Annotated in this window: 13 protein-coding genes; 5 read left to right on the top strand and 8 right to left on the bottom strand. The window is 68.2% G+C overall.

Annotation, left to right across the window (positions count from 1 at the left end; translation table 11 throughout):
* Positions 1 to 10: 10 nt before the first annotated feature.
* Together ACPTTF_RS12745 and ACPTTF_RS12740 are read right to left on the bottom strand one after the other, a co-directional pair.
* Positions 11 to 1,186 carry a vWA domain-containing protein gene (locus tag ACPTTF_RS12745; protein WP_423371360.1) on the bottom strand — a complete coding sequence of 392 codons (1,176 nt, stop codon included), beginning with the start codon at positions 1,184 to 1,186 and terminating at the stop codon, positions 11 to 13.
* 27 nt (positions 1,187 to 1,213) lie between these two features.
* Positions 1,214 to 2,056, bottom strand: a complete 843-nt coding sequence (locus tag ACPTTF_RS12740) for an AAA family ATPase (RefSeq protein WP_048249424.1) — start codon at positions 2,054 to 2,056, stop codon at positions 1,214 to 1,216.
* Positions 2,057 to 2,302: 246 nt separating this feature from the next.
* On the opposite strand from ACPTTF_RS12740, the gene ACPTTF_RS12735 reads away from it, so the two are divergent.
* Together ACPTTF_RS12735 and ACPTTF_RS12730 are read left to right on the top strand one after the other, a co-directional pair.
* Positions 2,303 to 2,662 carry a c-type cytochrome gene (locus ACPTTF_RS12735; protein ID WP_043189035.1) on the top strand — a complete coding sequence of 120 codons (360 nt, stop codon included), beginning with the start codon at positions 2,303 to 2,305 and terminating at the stop codon, positions 2,660 to 2,662.
* 39 nt (positions 2,663 to 2,701) lie between these two features.
* Positions 2,702 to 3,061, top strand: a complete 360-nt coding sequence (locus tag ACPTTF_RS12730) for a c-type cytochrome (protein ID WP_011352792.1) — start codon at positions 2,702 to 2,704, stop codon at positions 3,059 to 3,061.
* A 99-nt stretch (positions 3,062 to 3,160) separates the two neighbouring features.
* Here ACPTTF_RS12730 and ACPTTF_RS12725 read toward each other — a convergent pair whose 3' ends face one another.
* Positions 3,161 to 3,595, bottom strand: coding sequence for a DUF1841 family protein (locus ACPTTF_RS12725; protein WP_011352791.1), 435 nt, complete (start codon positions 3,593 to 3,595; stop codon positions 3,161 to 3,163).
* Between the two features lie 339 nt (positions 3,596 to 3,934).
* Here ACPTTF_RS12725 and ACPTTF_RS12720 point away from each other — a divergent pair, with 339 nt between their 5' ends.
* Positions 3,935 to 4,864 carry a DMT family transporter gene (locus ACPTTF_RS12720; protein ID WP_423371359.1) on the top strand — a complete coding sequence of 310 codons (930 nt, stop codon included), beginning with the start codon at positions 3,935 to 3,937 and terminating at the stop codon, positions 4,862 to 4,864.
* 143 nt (positions 4,865 to 5,007) lie between these two features.
* Here ACPTTF_RS12720 and nth read toward each other — a convergent pair whose 3' ends face one another.
* Positions 5,008 to 5,652 (bottom strand): endonuclease III, encoded by a 645-nt coding sequence (nth, locus tag ACPTTF_RS12715; RefSeq protein WP_085041993.1) that lies wholly within the window; start codon positions 5,650 to 5,652, stop codon positions 5,008 to 5,010.
* Positions 5,649 to 6,653 carry an electron transport complex subunit RsxB gene (rsxB, locus tag ACPTTF_RS12710; protein ID WP_423371883.1) on the bottom strand — a complete coding sequence of 335 codons (1,005 nt, stop codon included), beginning with the start codon at positions 6,651 to 6,653 and terminating at the stop codon, positions 5,649 to 5,651. The genes nth and rsxB overlap by 4 nt, the downstream gene beginning before the upstream one ends.
* Positions 6,654 to 6,809: 156 nt before the next feature.
* On the opposite strand from rsxB, the gene ACPTTF_RS12705 reads away from it, so the two are divergent.
* Complete coding sequence (locus ACPTTF_RS12705; RefSeq protein ID WP_129512661.1) at positions 6,810 to 7,442, top strand: TetR family transcriptional regulator; 633 nt, start codon at positions 6,810 to 6,812, stop codon at positions 7,440 to 7,442.
* A gap of 88 nt (positions 7,443 to 7,530) precedes the next feature.
* Here ACPTTF_RS12705 and ACPTTF_RS12700 read toward each other — a convergent pair whose 3' ends face one another.
* Together ACPTTF_RS12700 and ACPTTF_RS12695 are read right to left on the bottom strand one after the other, a co-directional pair.
* Positions 7,531 to 9,012, bottom strand: a complete 1,482-nt coding sequence (locus tag ACPTTF_RS12700; protein ID WP_423371358.1) for a polyhydroxyalkanoate depolymerase — start codon at positions 9,010 to 9,012, stop codon at positions 7,531 to 7,533.
* A gap of 317 nt (positions 9,013 to 9,329) precedes the next feature.
* Positions 9,330 to 11,159 (bottom strand): glycoside hydrolase family 15 protein, encoded by a 1,830-nt coding sequence (locus ACPTTF_RS12695; RefSeq protein WP_423371357.1) that lies wholly within the window; start codon positions 11,157 to 11,159, stop codon positions 9,330 to 9,332.
* A 166-nt stretch (positions 11,160 to 11,325) separates the two neighbouring features.
* Here ACPTTF_RS12695 and ACPTTF_RS12690 point away from each other — a divergent pair, with 166 nt between their 5' ends.
* A complete protein-coding gene (locus ACPTTF_RS12690) occupies positions 11,326 to 12,570 on the top strand; it encodes a lactonase family protein (RefSeq protein ID WP_423371356.1) in 1,245 nt (414 codons plus the stop codon).
* Positions 12,571 to 12,670: 100 nt separating this feature from the next.
* On the opposite strand, the gene ACPTTF_RS12685 is transcribed toward ACPTTF_RS12690, so the two are convergent.
* A complete protein-coding gene (locus ACPTTF_RS12685; RefSeq protein ID WP_423371355.1) occupies positions 12,671 to 17,605 on the bottom strand; it encodes a DNA translocase FtsK in 4,935 nt (1,644 codons plus the stop codon).
* Between the last annotated feature and the right edge of the window lie 69 nt (positions 17,606 to 17,674).

The raw sequence follows: 17,674 nt of genomic DNA, 5'->3' as shown, positions 1-17,674 counted from the left end.
GGTGGGGGCGTTACTTGCTGAGTGCGCGCATCGCGGCTTCGAGGCCCGCGAGCGTGAGCGGATACATGCGATGGCCGAGCAGGTCGCGGATCACCGCAACCGACTGCCGGTATTCCCATAGCCGCTCGGGCTCCGGGTTCAGCCACGCATGATGGGGGAACTGGTCGGCGAGGCGGCGCAGCCACACGGCGCCGGCTTCCGGGTTGTTGTATTCGACCGAGCCGCCGGGCTGCAGCACTTCGTACGGGCTCATCGTCGCGTCGCCGACGAAGATCAGCTTGTAGTCGGGCGTGAACTTGTGCAGCACGTCCCACGTCGCGGTGCGTTCCGAGTGGCGGCGGCGGTTGTTCTTCCACAGGTGGTCGTACACGCAGTTGTGGAAGTAGAAGAACTCGAGGTGCTTGAATTCGGCCTTCGCGGCCGAGAACAGCTCCTCGGTGCGCTTGATGTGATCGTCCATCGAGCCGCCGACGTCGAGCAGCATCAGCACTTTCACGTTGTTGTGGCGCTCGGGCACCATCCGCAGGTCGAGCCAGCCCGCGTTCGCGGCGGTGCTGCGGATCGTGCCGGGCAGGTCGAGCTCCTCGGCGGCACCTTCGCGCGCGAAGCGGCGCAGCCGCCGCAGCGCGACCTTGATGTTGCGCGTGCCGATCTCGACGGAATCGTCGTAGTCGCGGTACGCGCGTGCTTCCCACACCTTCACCGCGGTGCGGTTGCCGTTCGACGGGCCGCCGATGCGCACGCCTTCCGGGTTGAAGCCGCCGTGCCCGAACGGCGATGTGCCGCCGGTGCCGATCCACTTGTTGCCGCCTTCGTGGCGCTCCTTCTGCTCGTCGAGCAGTTCCTTCAGGCGCTCCATCAGCTTGTCGAGCCCGCCCATCGCCTCGATCTGCGCCTTCTCCTCCGGCGACAGCTCGCGCTCCAGGCGTTTTTCGAGCCAGTCGAGCGGGATGTCGAACGCTTCGGACGGCAGCGCGGACACACCGTGGAAATACGCGCCGAACGCCTGGTCGAACTTGTCGAAGTACTGCTCGTCCTTGACGAGCGTCATCCGCGCGAGGAAGTAGAACGCGTCGATCGACGGCGAGATCAGTCCGGCCTTCAGCGATTCGAGCAGCGTCAGGTATTCCTTTACCGAGACGGGCAGCTTGGCTGCGCGCAGCGCGTAGAAGAAATTGAGCAGCATGGCCGGGCCTTCGCGGGTGAGGGGGAATTACCGGTTGTGCCGGTTCATGTAGACGAGCCGTTCGAGCAGGCTCAGGTCCTGCTCGTTCTTCAGCAGCGCGCCCGCGAGCGGCGGCACGATCTGCTTCGCGTCCGCGCTGCGCAGCGCGTCGGCCGGGATGTTCTCGGCGAGCAGCAGCTTCAGCCAGTCGAGCAGCTCGGACGTCGACGGTTTCTTCTTCAGGCCCGATACGCCGCGCAATTCGAAGAAACTCTCGAGCGCCGCGCGCAGCAGTTCCTCGCGGATGTCCGGGAAATGGACCGCGACGATCTTCTGCATCGTCGACGGGTCGGGGAACTGGATGTAGTGGAAGAAGCAGCGGCGCAGGAACGCGTCGGGCAGTTCCTTCTCGTTGTTCGACGTGATGATGACGAGCGGGCGGTGCTTCGCACGGACCGTCTCCCGTGTTTCATACACGTGGAATTCCATCCGGTCGAGCTCGCGCAGCAGGTCGTTCGGGAATTCGATGTCGGCCTTGTCGATCTCGTCGATCAGCAGCACGCTCGGGTGCTCGGCGTCGAACGCCTGCCACAGCACGCCCTTGACGATGTAGTTCGAGATGTCCTTCACGCGCTCGTCGCCGAGCTGCGAATCGCGCAGCCGCGACACGGCATCGTATTCGTACAGGCCCTGCTGCGCCTTGGTGGTCGACTTGATGTGCCACTGCAGCAGCGGCATGTCGAGCGCGGCCGCCACTTCCTCGGCGAGCATGGTCTTGCCGGTGCCGGGCTCGCCCTTGATCAGCAGCGGGCGTTGCAGCGTCAGCGCGGCATTGACCGCGAGCTTCAGATCGTCGGTGGCGACGTAGTGCGAGGACCCTTCGAAACGCATGGCGGCGCTCTTCTCAATCGGGAAAAAAACCCAGTATAAGTCAGAAGGGCTGTGCGGTTGGGCCGCGCCCGCGTATCGTAGCGGGGCTGTGGCGGGGCGAACCGGGGCGCTTGGTGGACGCGTTCCCCGCCGACGCGGTACAATCTGGCCGTTTTTTTTGGCCTGCGTGGCGATCCGATAAGCAATAACGGCGCGGGCCGTTGCCGCTTTGGCGCCAGTTTCCCCTCAAGCTAGGTTACAAGAGCTATGAACAAATTCGTCGGCAAACACGTCGTTGTCGCAGCGCTCGTGGCGCTCGCGGGCAGCGCGCAGGCGGCCGGTGTGGTCGGCAACCCGAAGGACGGGGCGAGCAAGGCCGCCATGTGCATCGGTTGCCACGGCATCCAGGACTACCGCGCGGCGTACCCGGAGGTCTACCGGGTGCCTGTCCTCGGCGGCCAGAACCAGCAATACCTCGAGAACGCGCTGAAGGCCTACCGCAAGAAGGATCGTCACTTCCCGTCGATGAATGCGATCGCCGGTTCGCTGACGGACCAGGACATCGCGGATCTGTCGGCGTACTACGCCGCCCAGAAGGCCGACTCGAAGGACAACCCCTACAAGTAAGCGCGCGCCGCCGATCTCTCCGGCGGGACAGGAGCATTCATGAACAACGCATTCAAGACGGCGGCGGTTGCACTGGCGGCCGGCCTCGCGATCGGTACCGCACACGCGGCGGACACCACGAAGGGCAAGGAACTGGTCGAATCGCACAACTGCGCCGCCTGCCACGGCGCGCAGATGAACAAGCCGATCAACGCCGAATATCCGCGCCTCGCCGGCCAGCATGCCGACTACCTCGTGTGGGCGATGCGCCAGTACCAGATGGGCCTGACGAATCCGCTGCTCGGTCGCAACAACGCGATCATGCAGGCACAGGTGCAGAGCCTGTCGGTCAGCGACATGAAGGACATCGCGGCCTACATCGAGTCGCTGAAAGAGACCGATCTCGTGTTCAAGAAGTAAGCGCGACGGGCCCGGTGGGCCCGCGCAGCAAAAATACCCCGCCTCGGCGGGGTATTTTTTTGTCCGCACGCCGGCGCCCGTGGGCCACCGGGGCGGCGCTCAGTCGCGCGATGCGCGACGCAGGATGCGCTGCAGGTACGCGTCGGTATCGGGCGGCGTGCTCGTGCGCTGGGCTTCCCAGATCGTCTCGCCGAGGCATTCCATGATCACGTGCTGCGCGTCGTGGGTCGAGTCGAGCTTTGCCGCGAGCTTGTCGTGCGCGGCGCGGATGCCGGGCGGCTGGTCGATCGACAGCTGCTCGCTGATCGCGAGATGCATCGACAGGTGCAGGAACGGGTTCGTGCGACCTTCCTCGGGCGTGTACTCGCGCGCGGTGGCGCCATCGGCGTCGGCGAGTTCGTCGTGGTATTCGGGATGCTCGACGATCCAGTCGGCGGCCATCGCTTCCAGCGGCGTCAGGATCTCGCCGGCGCGCTGCTTGCGCCAGGTCTCGGTGAAAAAGCGACGCACTTCGTCGCGGCTTGGATTGAACATGGTGGGGAAACGTCGTGATTCGGACGGCGTGATGCCGCGTCGCGCATTGTACGCCGGGTCGGCGGGCGGCGCTGGCGGTGGCCGTGGCCCGGCGCGGTTCGCGTGGTTCGCGTGGTTCGCGGTGGCGAGGCAGTGCCGGGGCGATGCGCGGTGGTGAGGGCAGGGGCGGGGCAGCCGGACTGGCGGCTCGATGGTGGCTGGTTGCGGCCGGCGTGCGGCTCGGGTTGCAGCCATGTCGTGCCCGGGCCGGGGAACGGGTAAGCGCGGGCTAGGCTCGCCGCCGCCGCGCCGTTACACTCCGACGATTTCCGTCGCCACGCCGTTCGTGTCCGTTCCGTCATGACTGCCACCACCCGCCCGTCGTCCACCGCCCTGCAGGGCACGCTCTACGTCGCGCTGTCCGCCGCCGCGTTCGGCGCGATGGCGATCTTCGGCCGCTATGCGTATGCAGCCGGTGTGGACGTGCTCGGGCTGCTGATCGTGCGCTTCGCGATCGGCGGCGCGGTGCTCGCCGCGATCGCACGGCATCGCCGCGTCACATGGCCGCGCGGGCGCGCGCTCGCGCCGCTCGTGGCGATGGGCGCGCTCGGCTACGTCGGGCAGTCGTTCTGCTACTTCAGCGCGCTGCAACACGCGCAGGCGAGCCTTGTCGCGCTGCTGTTGTACCTGTATCCGGCCTTCGTCACGTTGCTCGCCGCGTGGTGGCTCGGCGAGCATCTCACGCGCGCGAAGGGCGTTGCCCTCGTGCTGTGCGTCGCGGGTTCGGCGCTGATGGTCGGCGGCGGGCATGGCGAGCCGCTCGGGATCGGGCTCGCGCTGGCTGCCGCGGTGATCTATTCGCTGTACATCGTCGGCGGCACGAAGGCGACGCGCGGTGTCGATCCGCTCGCGACCACCGCGATCATCTGCCTGTCGGCGACCGCGACGCTCGTGGCGATCGCCGTCGTGCGGACCGCGGCGTTCGGCGTGCCGCCGCGCTGGCCGGCGACAGCCGGCGGCTGGGCGTCGATGCTCGCGATCGCGCTCGTGTCGACGGTCGCGGCGATGATCGCATTCTTTGCCGGGCTCGAACGGCTCGGGGCCGCGCGTACGTCGATGCTGTCGACGCTCGAACCGGTCGTGACGGTCGCGCTTGCGGCGCTGCTGTTCGGCGAAGCGCTGTCGCCGCTGCAGTGGGCGGGCGGCGCGGCAATTCTGGCTGCCGTGCTGGCGCTGGTGCGCGCGGGCGGTGCGGCCGCCGACGATGCGACTGCCACGTCAAACGCATAGTCTGGAAGGGGAAAGCGGCGGCACGGGTGGCTGCGCGCGGTCCCGGCTGCGGCTTGCCGACAGAACAACGACCGGCGGGACGTGCATCGAGCGCCCGCCGCATGGGGCCGGACGGTCTGCAGCCGGTCACCCGCGGCTGGGCGTCACTCGTTGGGCGGCGGCGTCTTCGGCCTGAATTCGCACAGCGGCTCGATCGCACAGTGCCAGCATTCGGGCTTGCGGGCCTTGCACACGTAGCGCCCGTGCAGGATCAGCCAGTGATGCGCGTCCTGCAGGAATTCCTTCGGCGTGAACTTCTCGAGCGCCGCCTCGACCGCGCGCACGTCCTTGCCCGGCGCGAGCCCCGTGCGGTTCGCGACGCGGAAGATATGCGTGTCGACCGCGATCGTCGGTTGGCCGAACGCGGTGTTCAGCACGACGTTCGCGGTCTTGCGGCCGACGCCCGGCAGGCCTTCGAGCGCCTCGCGATCGGCCGGCACCTCGCCGTCGTAGCGCTCGAGCAGGATTCGGCACGTCGCGACCACGTTCTTCGCCTTGGTCCGGTACAGGCCGATCGTCTTGATGTACTCGGTGACGCCTTCTTCGCCGAGTGCGACGATTTGTCGCGGGGTGTTCGCGACCGGAAACATCTTCCGCATCGCCTTGTTGACCGAGACGTCGGTCGCCTGCGCGGACAGCATCACGGCGATCAGCAGCTCGAATGGCGTCGAGTATTCGAGCTCGGTGGTCGGATGCGGATTGAGGCTCTGCAGCGTTTCGTAGATCGCGTGTCGTTTGCTGGCGTTCATGGAGCGTTCTGGTCGGGCGGTGCGGACGGGCCGCCTGGGCCGTCGTTGCCTGCGTCGTTCTCGTCATCGTCGCCGCTCGCGGCCGCTGCTTCGGTGTCGCGTTGGGCCTGCTGTTCGGCGAGCCGCTTGCGGCGCGCCTCGGCCGCGTCGATCTGCGCCTGGACGGCCGCGCTCACGCCTTCGGTGTTCTGCGGCGCGGCACCTTGCCCGGACAGTTCTTCCTTCTTCTTGCGCGCACGTTCGAGCGCGGCGGCGATGATCGCGCGCTTCTTCGCTTCGGCGTCGTCTGCGGCCGGTGCGGTGGCCGGCGCGGCGGATGGCGTTCCCGCTTGTGCCGCGGCCGGCTTCGCGGCACTGGCCGCGCGGCGTGCGGCCGCGCGCGCTTCGGCGGCTTCGCGTTCGCGGCGCTGGCGCGCGAGCCGCAGGTCGTGGCGTTCGCGTGCGGCATCGGCCTGTTCCTGCGACCACGCGTCCCAGCCGGTGCGTTCGCCGGTCACCGGCAGCATCGCGATGCAGTCGACCGGGCAGGGCGGCACGCACAGGTCGCAACCCGTGCACAGCGACTCGATGATCGTGTGCATCTGCTTCGGCGCGCCGACGATTGCGTCGACCGGGCACGCCTGCATGCACAGCGTGCAGCCGATGCACAGGCTTTCGTCGATGAAGGCGACGGCGCGCGGATGCTCGCTGCCGTTGACGGGGTTCAGCGGAATCACCGGCTTGCCGAGCAGGCCTGCGAGGCGCGCGATGCCTTCGGCGCCGCCGGGCGGACACTGGTTGTAGTTCGCGTCGCCGGCGGCGATCGCCTCTGCATACGGTCGGCAGCCGTTATAGCCGCACTTCGTGCATTGCGTCTGGGGAAGCAGATCTTCGATGCGATCTGCAAGTGTTTTGGAGTCGGTCACGGTGACAACGGGCGCAGCGGCGCCGAATGGCTCTCGGCCGCGTCGGGCGCAGCCGGAAAGGTTTGCCAAAGCTCGATTATCGCCGATTTCCCGCATTGCGCTGGACGCCGTCTGTGCGCATAATCGAACCGCTTTTTTGCAGGGGCTCAGCAGGAGGGCGGCCGTTCGCGGCGCGCCCGTTCCAGGGCGGCCGGCGCCAAGGCGGTGGGGGTGCCGGTCCGGATCAAGCGGCTCACATAGCAAAACGCCACCATGAATCAGCCAAAAATCAAAAGAGATCCTGAAGGTACGCGCCGCCGCATCCTGATGGCGGCCGCCGAAGAGTTCGCGAGTGGAGGGCTGTTCGGCGCGCGCGTCGACCAGATCGCGCGGCGGGCCGAAACCAACGAGCGCATGCTCTATTACTACTTCGGCAGCAAGGAGCAGCTGTTTACGGCCGTGCTCGAACACGCGTTCTCCGCGCTGACCGAGGCCGAACGCGTGCTCGACCTCGACGGCGTCGCGCCGGTCGAAGCCGTCACGCGGCTCGCGCATTTCGTTTGGGACTACTACCGCGACCATCCGGAACTGCTCAGGCTCATCAACAACGAGAACCTGCACGAAGCGCGCTACCTGCACAAGTCGACGCGGATCCGCGAGATGATGTCGCCGATCGTCGCGAAGCTCGGCAACGTGCTGACGCGCGGCCAGAAGGCCGGGCTGTTCCGCACCGACGTCGATCCGCTGCGCTTCTACGTGACGCTGTCGGGGCTCGGCTACTACATCGTGTCGAACCGCTTCACGCTGGCCGCGACGCTCGGCCGCGATTTCACCGACACCGACGAGCGCGCCGAGATGGTCCGGATGAACACCGAGGTGCTGCTCGCGTATCTGCTGCGTCGCTGATGCGCTGACCGGGCAGAAGCGGCCGCCAGATGTAAAAACGCCGCCGTGCGCAGGCAACGGCGGCGTTGTTTCGTCGGAACGCGGTGCGTCAGGCGGCCTTGCGCGTGCGCACGGTCTTTGCGCGCTGGCTGCCGCCGGCGGCGCGTTTCGCAGCCGGTGCGGCCTTCGCGGGAGCCGGTGCGACTGCCTTGGCGGGGGCCTTCGCGCGCGTGCGCTTCGCCGCGGTGGCGCGCGTCGTTTCGGCGGGCGCGTCGCTGGCCGGCACGGCCGCGAGCGTCGTGGTCGCCGGCGCATCCGGGATATCCTTCGTCGCGCCGTGCTTCGGCTCCGGCGCATGCTCGCGGATGAAGTCGCGCAGTTGCGGATAGATGATCGTGCGCCAGCGGCGGCCCGAGAAAATCCCGTAGTGACCGCACTTCTCGGCGGTCAGGCTGCGGCGCTGGTCCTGCGGGATGCCCGTGCACAGCTCGTGCGCGACGTGCGTCTGGCCGCTGCCGGAGATGTCGTCGAGTTCGCCCTCGATCGTCATCAGCGCGGTGTGCCTGATGTCCTGCGGACGCACGCGCTCGCCTGTGACATCCCACGTACCCTCGGCCAGCCGGAATTCCTGGAACACGACGCGGATCGTCTCGAGGTAATACTCGGCGGCCATGTCGAGCACCGCGTTGTATTCGTCGTAGAAGCGGCGGTGCGCTTCGGCGTCGTCCTCGTCGCCGCGCAGCAGGCTCTGGTAGAAATCCCAGTGCGACTGTGCGTGCCGCTCCGGGTTCATCGCGACGAAGCCCGTATGCTGCAGGAAGCCCGGATACACTTGGCGGCCTTCGCCCGGATAGTTCGCGGGCACCGTGTGGATCACGTTGTTCTCGAACCACGCGGTCGAGTGCTGCGTCGCGAGCGAATTCACCGACGTCGGGCTGCGGCGCGCATCGATCGGGCCGCCCATCATCGTCATCGTGAGCGGCGTGTCCTCGCCGCGGCTCGCCATCAGCGAGATCGCCGCGAGCACCGGCACCGTCGGCTGGCACACCGAGATCACGTGCAGGTTGCGCGCGCCGATGTGACGGATGAACTCCTGGATATACGCGATGTAGTCGTGCAGGTGGAACGGGCCCGTCTCGACCGGCACCATCCGCGCGTCGATCCAGTCGGTGATGTAGACCTTGTGATCCTGCAGCAGCGTGCGCACGGTGTCGCGCAGCAGCGTTGAGTGGTGGCCCGACAGCGGCGCGCAGACCAGCACGACCGGCTCGTCCTTCAGTTGCGTGACGGCGTCGGCGTCGTCCGAATAGCGCTTGAAGCGCAGCAGCCGGCAGAACGGCTTCTCGACGATCGTCTGCTCGACGATCGGGATGTTGTGGCCGTCCTTGACGATCTGGTGAATGTTGAACTCGGGCTTCTCGTAATCCTTGCCGAGCCGGTACATCAGTTCGTACGCGGCGGCCATTCGCGTTGCGCCGGGCATCAGCGAGAACGGGCTGGACGGGTTGGCGAACGATTTGGACGCGGCCTGGGCCCAGGCCGTCAGCGGGCTCAGCATGGCGCGCTGGAATTCGTGCAGTTGGTAAAGCATGCAGACTACTCCCGCGTGGGGGACGGTGCGCAAGGGCGGCGTGGGGCGTCGCGGCGTGCCGTGGGGGTCAGCGGCCGGCCATGTTGCACTGCGGCCGGACAATCGCGTCGATCATATCGGACAACGATGGGTGGTGCAATGCAACATTTCCCCGATTTTTCATCAAGATTTTGCGATTTGACGTTCTCTCACGAAAACGCCGGGCCGCCCCAAGTTTTCCGCTCCGAAGGAAGTCCCCTTGGGGGATGACCCCCTCGGGAGGCTGGCGCGAAGCGACAGGTCCGGGGGCGCTCTAAACAAGCCGCTCGCGCCCCCGTTCAACGCCCCGTGGCGACGGCCGGCGCGGGCTGGCCGGCCGCGCGCGCCATCGCGTCCTCGTGGTGCATCAGGTTCATCGCGGTATGCACGAGCGCCACGTGGGAGAACGCCTGCGGGAAGTTGCCGACGAGCCGCCCGGCCACCGGGTCGTACTCTTCCGCGAGCAGCCCGAGGTCGTTCGACAGCGAGAGCAGCCGGCTGAACAGGCGGTGCGCGTCGTCGATCCGGCCCAGCAGCGCATAGTTGTCGACCAGCCAGAAGCTGCACGCGAGAAACGTGCCTTCGCCGGGCGGCAGGCCGTCGTCGTAGTCGGTCGTGCGGTAGCGCAGCACGAGCCCGTCGTGCAGTAATTCGCGCTCGATCGCTTCGACCGTGCCGACGATGCGCGGATCTTCCGGCGGCAGGAAGCCGAGCAGCGGCATCAGCAGCACGCTCGCGTCGAGCTCGTCGCTGCCGTAGCTCTGCGCGAACGCTTTTTTGCCTTCGTGCCACGCGTTGTTGCACACGTCCGCATGGATTTGCTCGCGCAGCGCGCGCCAGCGGTCGAGCGAGCCGGGCAGCCGGAACATTTCCGCCGACTTGATCGCGCGGTCGAACGCGACCCACGCCATCACCTTCGAGAACGTGAAATGGCGGCGGCCGCCGCGCGTTTCCCAGATGCCTTCGTCGGGTTCCTGCCAGATCTTCTCGAGATGGTCGAGCAGCGCACACTGCACCGACCAGACCGTGTCGTCGGCCTGCAGGCCGCCCACGCGCGCGAGGTGCAGCGCGGCCATCACCTCGCCGAACACGTCGAGCTGGAGCTGGTTCGCGGCGCCGTTGCCGATACGGACCGGCTTCGAGTCCTGATAGCCGGGCAGCCAGTCGAGCTCCATTTCCGGCAGCCGGCGTTCGCCGGCGATCCCGTACATGATCTGGATCTGCTCGGGCGAGCCAGCCATCACGCGGCCGAGCCACGAGCGCCACGCGCGCGCCTCGTCGTAGTGGCCGCCGCGCATCAGCGCGAGCAGCGTGATCGTCGCGTCGCGCAGCCAGCAGTAGCGGTAGTCCCAGTTGCGGTTGCCGCCGATCTTCTCGGGCAGCGACGTGGTCGGCGCCGCGACGATGCCGCCGGTCGGCTCGTACGCAAGCGCCTTCAGCGTGATCAGCGAACGGCGCACGGCGGCCGCGTAGCGGCCCTGCACCTGGCAGCGGCCCGACCATTCGAGCCAGTAGTTCTCGGTGCGCGCGAGCATCGACAGCGGATCGCGTGCGGGCGGCAGCCGCAGGTGCGACGCCGCATAGCCGAGCGAGAACGGCACGCGCTCGTCGGCGCTCACCGTGAATTCCGCGAGCGTATGGAGGTTTTCACCGGTGAGCGGCACCGGCGTGCGAAGCACGACGGTGTCAGGGCCCGCGATCGCCTTCATGCCGTCCTCGCGGGTCAGCTGCGTGACCCAAGGGACCGAGAAGCCGTAGTCGAAGCGCAACACGAGCTCCATGCGCATCTTCATCGTGCCGTGGCGGCCGATGACGATCCGCACCAGCTCCGACCAGCCGTTGCCGGGCGGCATGAAGTCGACCACGGTGACGGCACCGTCGGCGCTTTCGTAATCGGTTTCGAGAATCAGCGTGTCGCCGCGATAGCGGCGCGTCGTGTGCGTGATCGCGGCGTCGGCGGCCGGTGCGAGCAGCCAGCGGCCGTGCTCGGGCGTGCCGAGGAGCGCCGCGAAACAGGCGCCCGAATCGAAGCGGGGCCAGCACAGCCAGTCGACGGAGCCGTCTTTCGAGATCAGCGCGGCGGTATGGCCGTCGCCGACGAGGGCGTAGTCTTCGATCAGGGCAGGCATGGGCAGGCGATCCTTGGGTATTCGAGTTCACAATGCGGACGGCGGCGGCCAAGGCTTCACGCGCTGGCACCGAGCCCCGTATACTCGGCCGGGCGGCGGAGCGCATGAACGGCCGGCGTTTCGTCCTATCTCAACACTTGAAGCGACTCGATGCAAGGAGGATTCAATGCCCAACCGTTTACGCGAGCGTGACGCACGCGCTTCGACACGAGGGTTCCCGCTTAGGCTCGCTCACTGGATGAAAGGTTTCGCGATCGTGCTCTCTCTTTCCGCGACCCACGCATTTGCGCAGCAATCGCCCGCCCCGGCCGACGGCGTCTACAACCTGCTCGTCGGCACCTACACGGGCGGCGGCAGCGACGGGATTTATGTTTACCGCTTCGATACGAAAACCGGCAGCGTCGCGCCGGTGTCGTCGGCGAAGACCGTGAATCCGTCGTACCTGTTGCCGAGCCGCGACGGTCGCACCGTCTACGCGGTCAACGAACTGCCCGGCGACGACGGGCCGGCGTCGCAGCGCGGCGGCGTCAGCGCTTTCCGCTTCGATGCGAAGACGGGCGCACTGAGCTTCATCGACCGCGTGTCGTCGGAAGGGAACGATCCTTGCTATCTCGCGCTGTCGCCGGACGGCAAGACCCTCGTGACAGCCAATTACTCGGTCGCGAAGGATCCGGGCGGCAGCTTCGCGGTGTTTCCGCTGCGCGACGACGGCGCGGTCGGCCAGGCCGTGTTGACGGTGCACCACGAGGGCACGGGGCCCGTGAAGGGCCGCCAGGACGGCGCGCACGTGCATTCGACGGTGTTTTCGCCGGACGGCCATTACCTGTTCGTGCAGGATCTCGGCGCGGACAAGATCTACGGCTACCGCTACACGGTGGACGGCAGCCGCGGGCTGATCAGCCCGACCGACACGCGCTACACGCCGGTCAAGGCGGGCTCGGGCCCGCGTCACATGGTGTTCAGCGCCGACGGCCGCTACGCGTACGTGACGAGCGAGCTCAACGCGTCGGTCGAGGTGTTCGGCTACCACGACGGCAAGCTGACGCCGGTCGAGACCGTATCGATGACCGCGCCGGGCTTCAAGGGCAAGGTCGGCGGCGGCGCGATCCACCTGTCGCCGGACGGCCGCTTCCTGTACGTGAGCAACCGCGGCGATGCGAACGACCTGGTGATCTACGCGGTGAACCAGGACGACGGCCGGTTGAAGCACGTCGGCCGCCAGTCGAGCCTCGGCAAGACGCCGCGCGAGTTCCTGATCGACCCGACCGGCAAGTGGCTGATTGTGGGCAACCAGGACAGCGATACGTTCTACGTGTTCAGCCGCAATGTGGAAACGGGGCAGCTCGGCCCGAATCCGCAGAAGGTGGCGGTCGGCAAGCCGGTCGACTTCAAGCTGGTGCCGGTGCAGTAAAGGACAAAGGGCGCTGCCGATGCAGCGCCCTTTGCTTTCCGGGGCGGCCGGTTTCCCGGTGCGCCCGTATCCATCGACGGCGGCCGAGCGGCCGCCGCGTTCAGTCGGCCGCGGCCGGCACGAGCACCTCGCGGCTGCCGTTGATGCCCATCGGCGACACGAGCCCGGCCGCCTCCATCTGCTCGACGAGGCGTGCGGCGCGGTTGTAGCCGATGCGCAACTGCCGCTGCACCGACGAGATCGACGCGCGCCGCGTGCGCACGACGAACGCGACGGCTTCGTCGTACAGCGGATCGGCTTCCGCGTCCGGCGCATCGCCGAACAGGTCCTGCGTCGCGCCGTCGGCGGCCGGGCCGTCGAGGATCCCTTCCTCGTACTGCGGCTCGCCGAACTGCTTCAGGTACTCGACGATCCGGTGCACTTCCTCGTCGGCGACGAATGCGCCGTGCACGCGCTGCGGATAACCGGTGCCCGGTGGCAGGAACAGCATGTCGCCCATCCCGAGCAGCGACTCGGCGCCCATCTGGTCGAGAATCGTGCGCGAGTCGATCTTCGACGACACCTGGAACGCGACACGCGTCGGGATGTTCGCCTTGATCAGGCCCGTGATCACGTCGACGGACGGGCGCTGCGTCGCGAGGATCAGGTGGATGCCGGCCGCGCGCGCCTTCTGCGCGAGACGGGCGATCAGTTCCTCGATCTTCTTGCCGGCGACCATCATCAGGTCGGCCAGCTCGTCGATCACGACGACGATCAGCGGCAGCGTCGACAGCGGCTCGGGATCCTCGGGCGTCAGCGAGAACGGGTTGCCGATCTTCTTTTCTTTCGCTTCGGCGTCGCGGATCTTCTGGTTGAAGCCCGCGAGGTTGCGCACGCCGACGGCCGACATCAGCCGGTAGCGCTTTTCCATCTCGCCGACGCACCAGTTCAGCGCGTTCGCCGCGAGCTTCATGTCGGTGACGACCGGCGCGAGCAGGTGCGGGATGCCTTCGTAGACCGACAGCTCCAGCATCTTCGGGTCGATCATGATGAGCCGCACGTCCTCGGGTGTCGCCTTGTACAGCAGCGACAGGATCATTGCGTTGATCGCGACCGACTTGCCCGAGCCCGTCGTGCCCGCGACGAGCATGTGCGGCGCCTTCGCGAGATCGGTGACGATCGGGTGGCCGGTGATGTCCTTGCCCATCGCGATCGTCAGCTGCGAGGCCGAGTGCTGGTACTGGCGCGACTCGAGGATTTCCGACAGGCGGATCATCTGGCGCTTCGCGTTCGGCAGTTCGAGGCCCATGCAGGTCTTGCCGGGAATCGTCTCGACGACGCGGATCGACGTGAGGCCGAGGCCGCGCGACAGGTCCTTCATCAGCCCGACGATCTGGCTGCCCCGCACGCCGAGCGCGGGTTCGATCTCGAAGCGCGTGATCACGGGCCCGGCCGACGCGCCGACCACCGTCACCGGTACCTTGAATTCCTGGAGCCGCTGTTCGATGACCTGCGCTGTCTGCGCGAGGTGTTCGTCGGTGATCGTCTCGATGTCGCCGGATGCGGGTTCGAGCAGGTCGAGCGTCGGCAGTTCGACGTTGAACGACGCGGGCGCGTGGAATTCGAACGCGTTCGGGCGCGGCGGGCGGGCGGGGGTGTCGGGGGCCGGTGTGGCGGGTTCGGTCGCCGTGGCGGTGGTTGCTTCGGCCGGTGGTGCAACGGGAATTGCCGGTACGGTCGTGACCGCCGCCGGTGCGGACAGGCTCGCACCGGGGATGGTTGTTGCGGGTTGCGGTGCCGCGGCCGGGGGGGCTGCCGGTGTTGCGGAGACATTCGACACGGACCAGCTTGCCGGCGACGAGGCCGGGGCGGGCGGGGCCGAGAACGTCATGGCCCCGATTGCAGCAGGTGCGGAAGCGATCGACGGTGCCTGCGTGGTGGCGGTTGCCGCGAAGGACGGCAGCGAGCCGGCCGGAGTGGCAGGCGAGCCGGCGATCGGTTGCGCCGGAGTCGTGGCGGCGGGCGTGATCGGTGCGACTGTGCCGGAGAGCGGTGCAGTCGTGTCGGAAACCGCCGGCGGTACGGGCAGGCTTGCGGCTGGCTGCGGTGCGACCGTGCCGACTGTGCCGAATGTCGTACCCGTCGATGAGCTTGCCGGGTTGCCCTGAGACGTCGGGACGGGCGCGGAAGGCGGTGCAGTGATTGAGCCGGACACGACATTCACGGGCGTCGCGGTAGCGAGCGCCGGTGTGGCAGTCAGTGCTGGCGCCGGTGCGGTCGAACCGGATGTTGAAGCCGACGTGCCGGCCGGCGACGGCGTTACGGCGGGTGCAACGGATGACGCGGGTGTCGACGCGCGGGAGAGCGAACCGTAAGTCGTGCCCGTCCCGCTGACCGGGGCCGCCGACGTAACAGATGCAACGGTCGATGCCGATGCGGCCGACTGCGAAAGCGAAGCCGACGCAGCGCCGGTTACACCGATCGGGAATGTCGACGCGGCGGGTGCAGCGGTCGATGCCGATGCGGCCGACTGCGAAAGCGAAGCCGGCGCAGCACCGGTTACACCGATCGGGAATGCCGACGCGGCCGATGCAACGGTCGATGCCGATGCGGCCGGCTGAGAGAGCGCAGCTGGCGCAGCGCCAGTTACACCGATCGGGGATGTCGACGCGGCGGGTGCAACGGTCGTTGCCGATGCGGCCGGCTGCGAGAGCGAAGCCGACGCAGCACCGGTTACGCCGACCGGGGATGTTGGTGCGACGGATGCAATGGTCGATGCCGATGCAGGCGGTTGAGCAGGCGAACCGGATGCAGTGCCGGTCACGCGATCCAATGAAGCGGTAACGGTGACAGGCGCAATGCTCGAAGCGGATGCAGGGGCTTGCGCGGTCGAACCGTGGGCGGCGCCGACGAGCGGCGACGCAGCGGTAGCCGAAGCCGTTTGCGCGGCGGCAAACGGTTGAGCAGCGACCGGCGATTTCGGCATTTCCGCGGTGACGGTGGTATTCGTCTGCGCAGGTTGCGCCGCCGACGGTGCCCACGTCCATTTCGCTGCCGGCGCGGCGCCCAGAGTGCTTGCCGACAGCGGTGCAGCCGGTTCCGCCGCGTCCGGCTTGGCGGCTTCAAGTGCTGCACCCGACGCTGCACCCGATGCGGCCGGTGCCGACGCCGCCGCAAACGGCCTGGCTTCGGCACTTGCGCGCGGCGTTGTTTCGGCGATCGGCGAAGAGGGGAGGGCCGCGAACGGTGCGATGTTCCCCGCGGGTTTCACGTCGGCGTGCGTATCGGCGATGCCCTGCGGCACGCGGGCCGATGCCGTGCGATCGATTGCGGGAGCCGGTTGCGCCGTGTACTTGTCGCCGGAATCGATGGGTGCCGGCGGGTTGCTCGCGGCGATGTCGTGAACCGCCTCGGTCCTGGGTTGCTCGGCGGCAGCATCGGCCGGTTTGGATCCCGTCGCGTCCGTCGATGTTTCGGCGACCGGGTTCCAGGCGGATGCGTCGAACGCGGAAACCGGCTGGCTGGCGAGGTCTTCCCAAGGTGCGAGGTCGATGGGTGCGTCGAACGACGGTGCGGGCGTGATTCCCGACACCGGCGCGGCAGGTGCATCGCCGGCGTGCCGGATCTCGTCATCGGCGTGATGTGAAAACGCGGCATCGTCGATGCGGGTATTCGACAGCGCGTGCGGTGCGGCGTCGTCGAACGCCGCAGTGTCCGCATGGGCAACCGGTGCATGAACAGCGGGCACTGCCGGCATGAACGCGTCGAGCACGATCGGTGCGTTGTCGTCATACACCGGCGCCGCATCGCGTGGGAGCGAAACACGGGCGTCATGCGCCGCGAGGCCGTGGGCCGCATCGGCGATCCCGGTCGACGCGGCCGCCGATGCCGGCGCTGCAATGCCGGTTGCTGCCGCGGCCACACCGGCCACGGTAGCGGCTGCGGCCGCCGCATGCCCTGCGTCGGCCGACTGCGCACCGCCCAGCGATGCCCATTGCGCGGTACTTGCCTCGATCGAGCGCAGCGTGTCGTGTACGCTCGGCGCCGGCGCGATCGGCGCGGCGGGCTTTTCCGTCCATGCATAGAGCGGCGCACGCGCCGGCGTTTGCGGCGCCGGACGGCGTCGTGCCGTATCCGACGGCAGGCCGGCCGAACCTGCTCCTGCGACGGGGCGTACCGGCGGGCGCGGCGGCTGCGCGGCGGCTGGTCGCGGCGTAACCGTGGTACGCGGCGCCACCGGCTTCAACGCGGCGGTGGCCGGTCGCGCGGCAGTCGGCCGCGGGCGGACGGGTTCGAATCCGACAGGAAGCGGGGCCGGATCGGGGCGCGGGACCTGCGAATTCGCTGCTGCGCGCGCGAGGCTGGCGGTGCTGCCGGTCGTGGGCGGCGGCATCGCGCTGGCCGGGGGAATCGGCGCGGGCGGCGTCGGCATGCGCTGGGGTGCGGTCGGCTTCAACCAACCCGATGGCGCGACGGGTTCCACGTGAGGGCGCGGGGGCGTGCTGCTACGCGGTTTCGGCCGCGCCTGCGGGTCGGGTTTCCACAGCGTCGGGCGCGAATACCGGCCGTTCTGGCGCGGTGCCATCGAATTGACGGTATGCGCGGTGGTCGGCTGTACGACGTCGTCGTCGCGATGCAGCGCGCTGCGCGGCAGGTCGGCAATGCCGCGCGCATCGTCGTCACCGCCGTCGCGCGACAGCTTGACGCCGAACGACGTGTCGACCCAGGCGGCGAACTGCCGCCAGCCGATGCCGGTCAGCCACGGCAGCCCGGCGAAGAACAGCACGACCATCGCGACGGGCGTGCCGATCGGGCCGAGCACGTGGGCGAAGCCTGCCGAGAACGCATGGCCGAGCGCGTTCGTGTCGGGGCCCGACAGCGGGCTCGTCAGCGTGCAGCTCGCCACGAACACCGCGGCGAAGCCGAGCCACAGACGGATCGAGCCGCGGCCGGCGAGCCCGACGCCGCCAGGCAGCATCGTTTGCACGAGACGCCCGAGGAGAATGAGGAACCAGACGGCGGAAATGCCGAACCAGCCGAAGACAACCGTGTGCATGCTTTGAAACAGGAGTGGGGAGGGGCGCGCGGGGCGCGACCCGCCGAGTTTAACCGGCCGGCGAACAAG

This window comes from Burkholderia crassaminum (assembly GCF_964265005.1).
In the GTDB taxonomy this organism is placed as follows: Bacteria; Pseudomonadota; Gammaproteobacteria; order Burkholderiales; family Burkholderiaceae; genus Burkholderia.
This window is presented reverse-complemented; position numbering and strand designations above follow the sequence as displayed.

Bases quoted from the DNA above. Each gene is read 5' to 3' on its own strand.
- ACPTTF_RS12745 (WP_423371360.1), bottom strand. From the start codon at position 1,186: ATGCTGCTCAATTTCTTCTACGCGCTGCGCGCAGCCAAGCTGCCCGTC.
- ACPTTF_RS12740 (WP_048249424.1), bottom strand. From the start codon at position 2,056: ATGCGTTTCGAAGGGTCCTCGCACTACGTCGCCACCGACGATCTGAAG.
- ACPTTF_RS12735 (WP_043189035.1), top strand. From the start codon at position 2,303: ATGAACAAATTCGTCGGCAAACACGTCGTTGTCGCAGCGCTCGTGGCG.
- ACPTTF_RS12730 (WP_011352792.1), top strand. From the start codon at position 2,702: ATGAACAACGCATTCAAGACGGCGGCGGTTGCACTGGCGGCCGGCCTC.
- ACPTTF_RS12725 (WP_011352791.1), bottom strand. From the start codon at position 3,595: ATGTTCAATCCAAGCCGCGACGAAGTGCGTCGCTTTTTCACCGAGACC.
- ACPTTF_RS12720 (WP_423371359.1), top strand. From the start codon at position 3,935: ATGACTGCCACCACCCGCCCGTCGTCCACCGCCCTGCAGGGCACGCTC.
- nth (WP_085041993.1), bottom strand. From the start codon at position 5,652: ATGAACGCCAGCAAACGACACGCGATCTACGAAACGCTGCAGAGCCTC.
- rsxB (WP_423371883.1), bottom strand. From the start codon at position 6,653: ATGCGGGAAATCGGCGATAATCGAGCTTTGGCAAACCTTTCCGGCTGC.
- ACPTTF_RS12705 (WP_129512661.1), top strand. From the start codon at position 6,810: ATGAATCAGCCAAAAATCAAAAGAGATCCTGAAGGTACGCGCCGCCGC.
- ACPTTF_RS12700 (WP_423371358.1), bottom strand. From the start codon at position 9,012: ATGCTTTACCAACTGCACGAATTCCAGCGCGCCATGCTGAGCCCGCTG.
- ACPTTF_RS12695 (WP_423371357.1), bottom strand. From the start codon at position 11,159: ATGCCTGCCCTGATCGAAGACTACGCCCTCGTCGGCGACGGCCATACC.
- ACPTTF_RS12690 (WP_423371356.1), top strand. From the start codon at position 11,326: ATGCCCAACCGTTTACGCGAGCGTGACGCACGCGCTTCGACACGAGGG.
- ACPTTF_RS12685 (WP_423371355.1), bottom strand. From the start codon at position 17,605: ATGCACACGGTTGTCTTCGGCTGGTTCGGCATTTCCGCCGTCTGGTTC.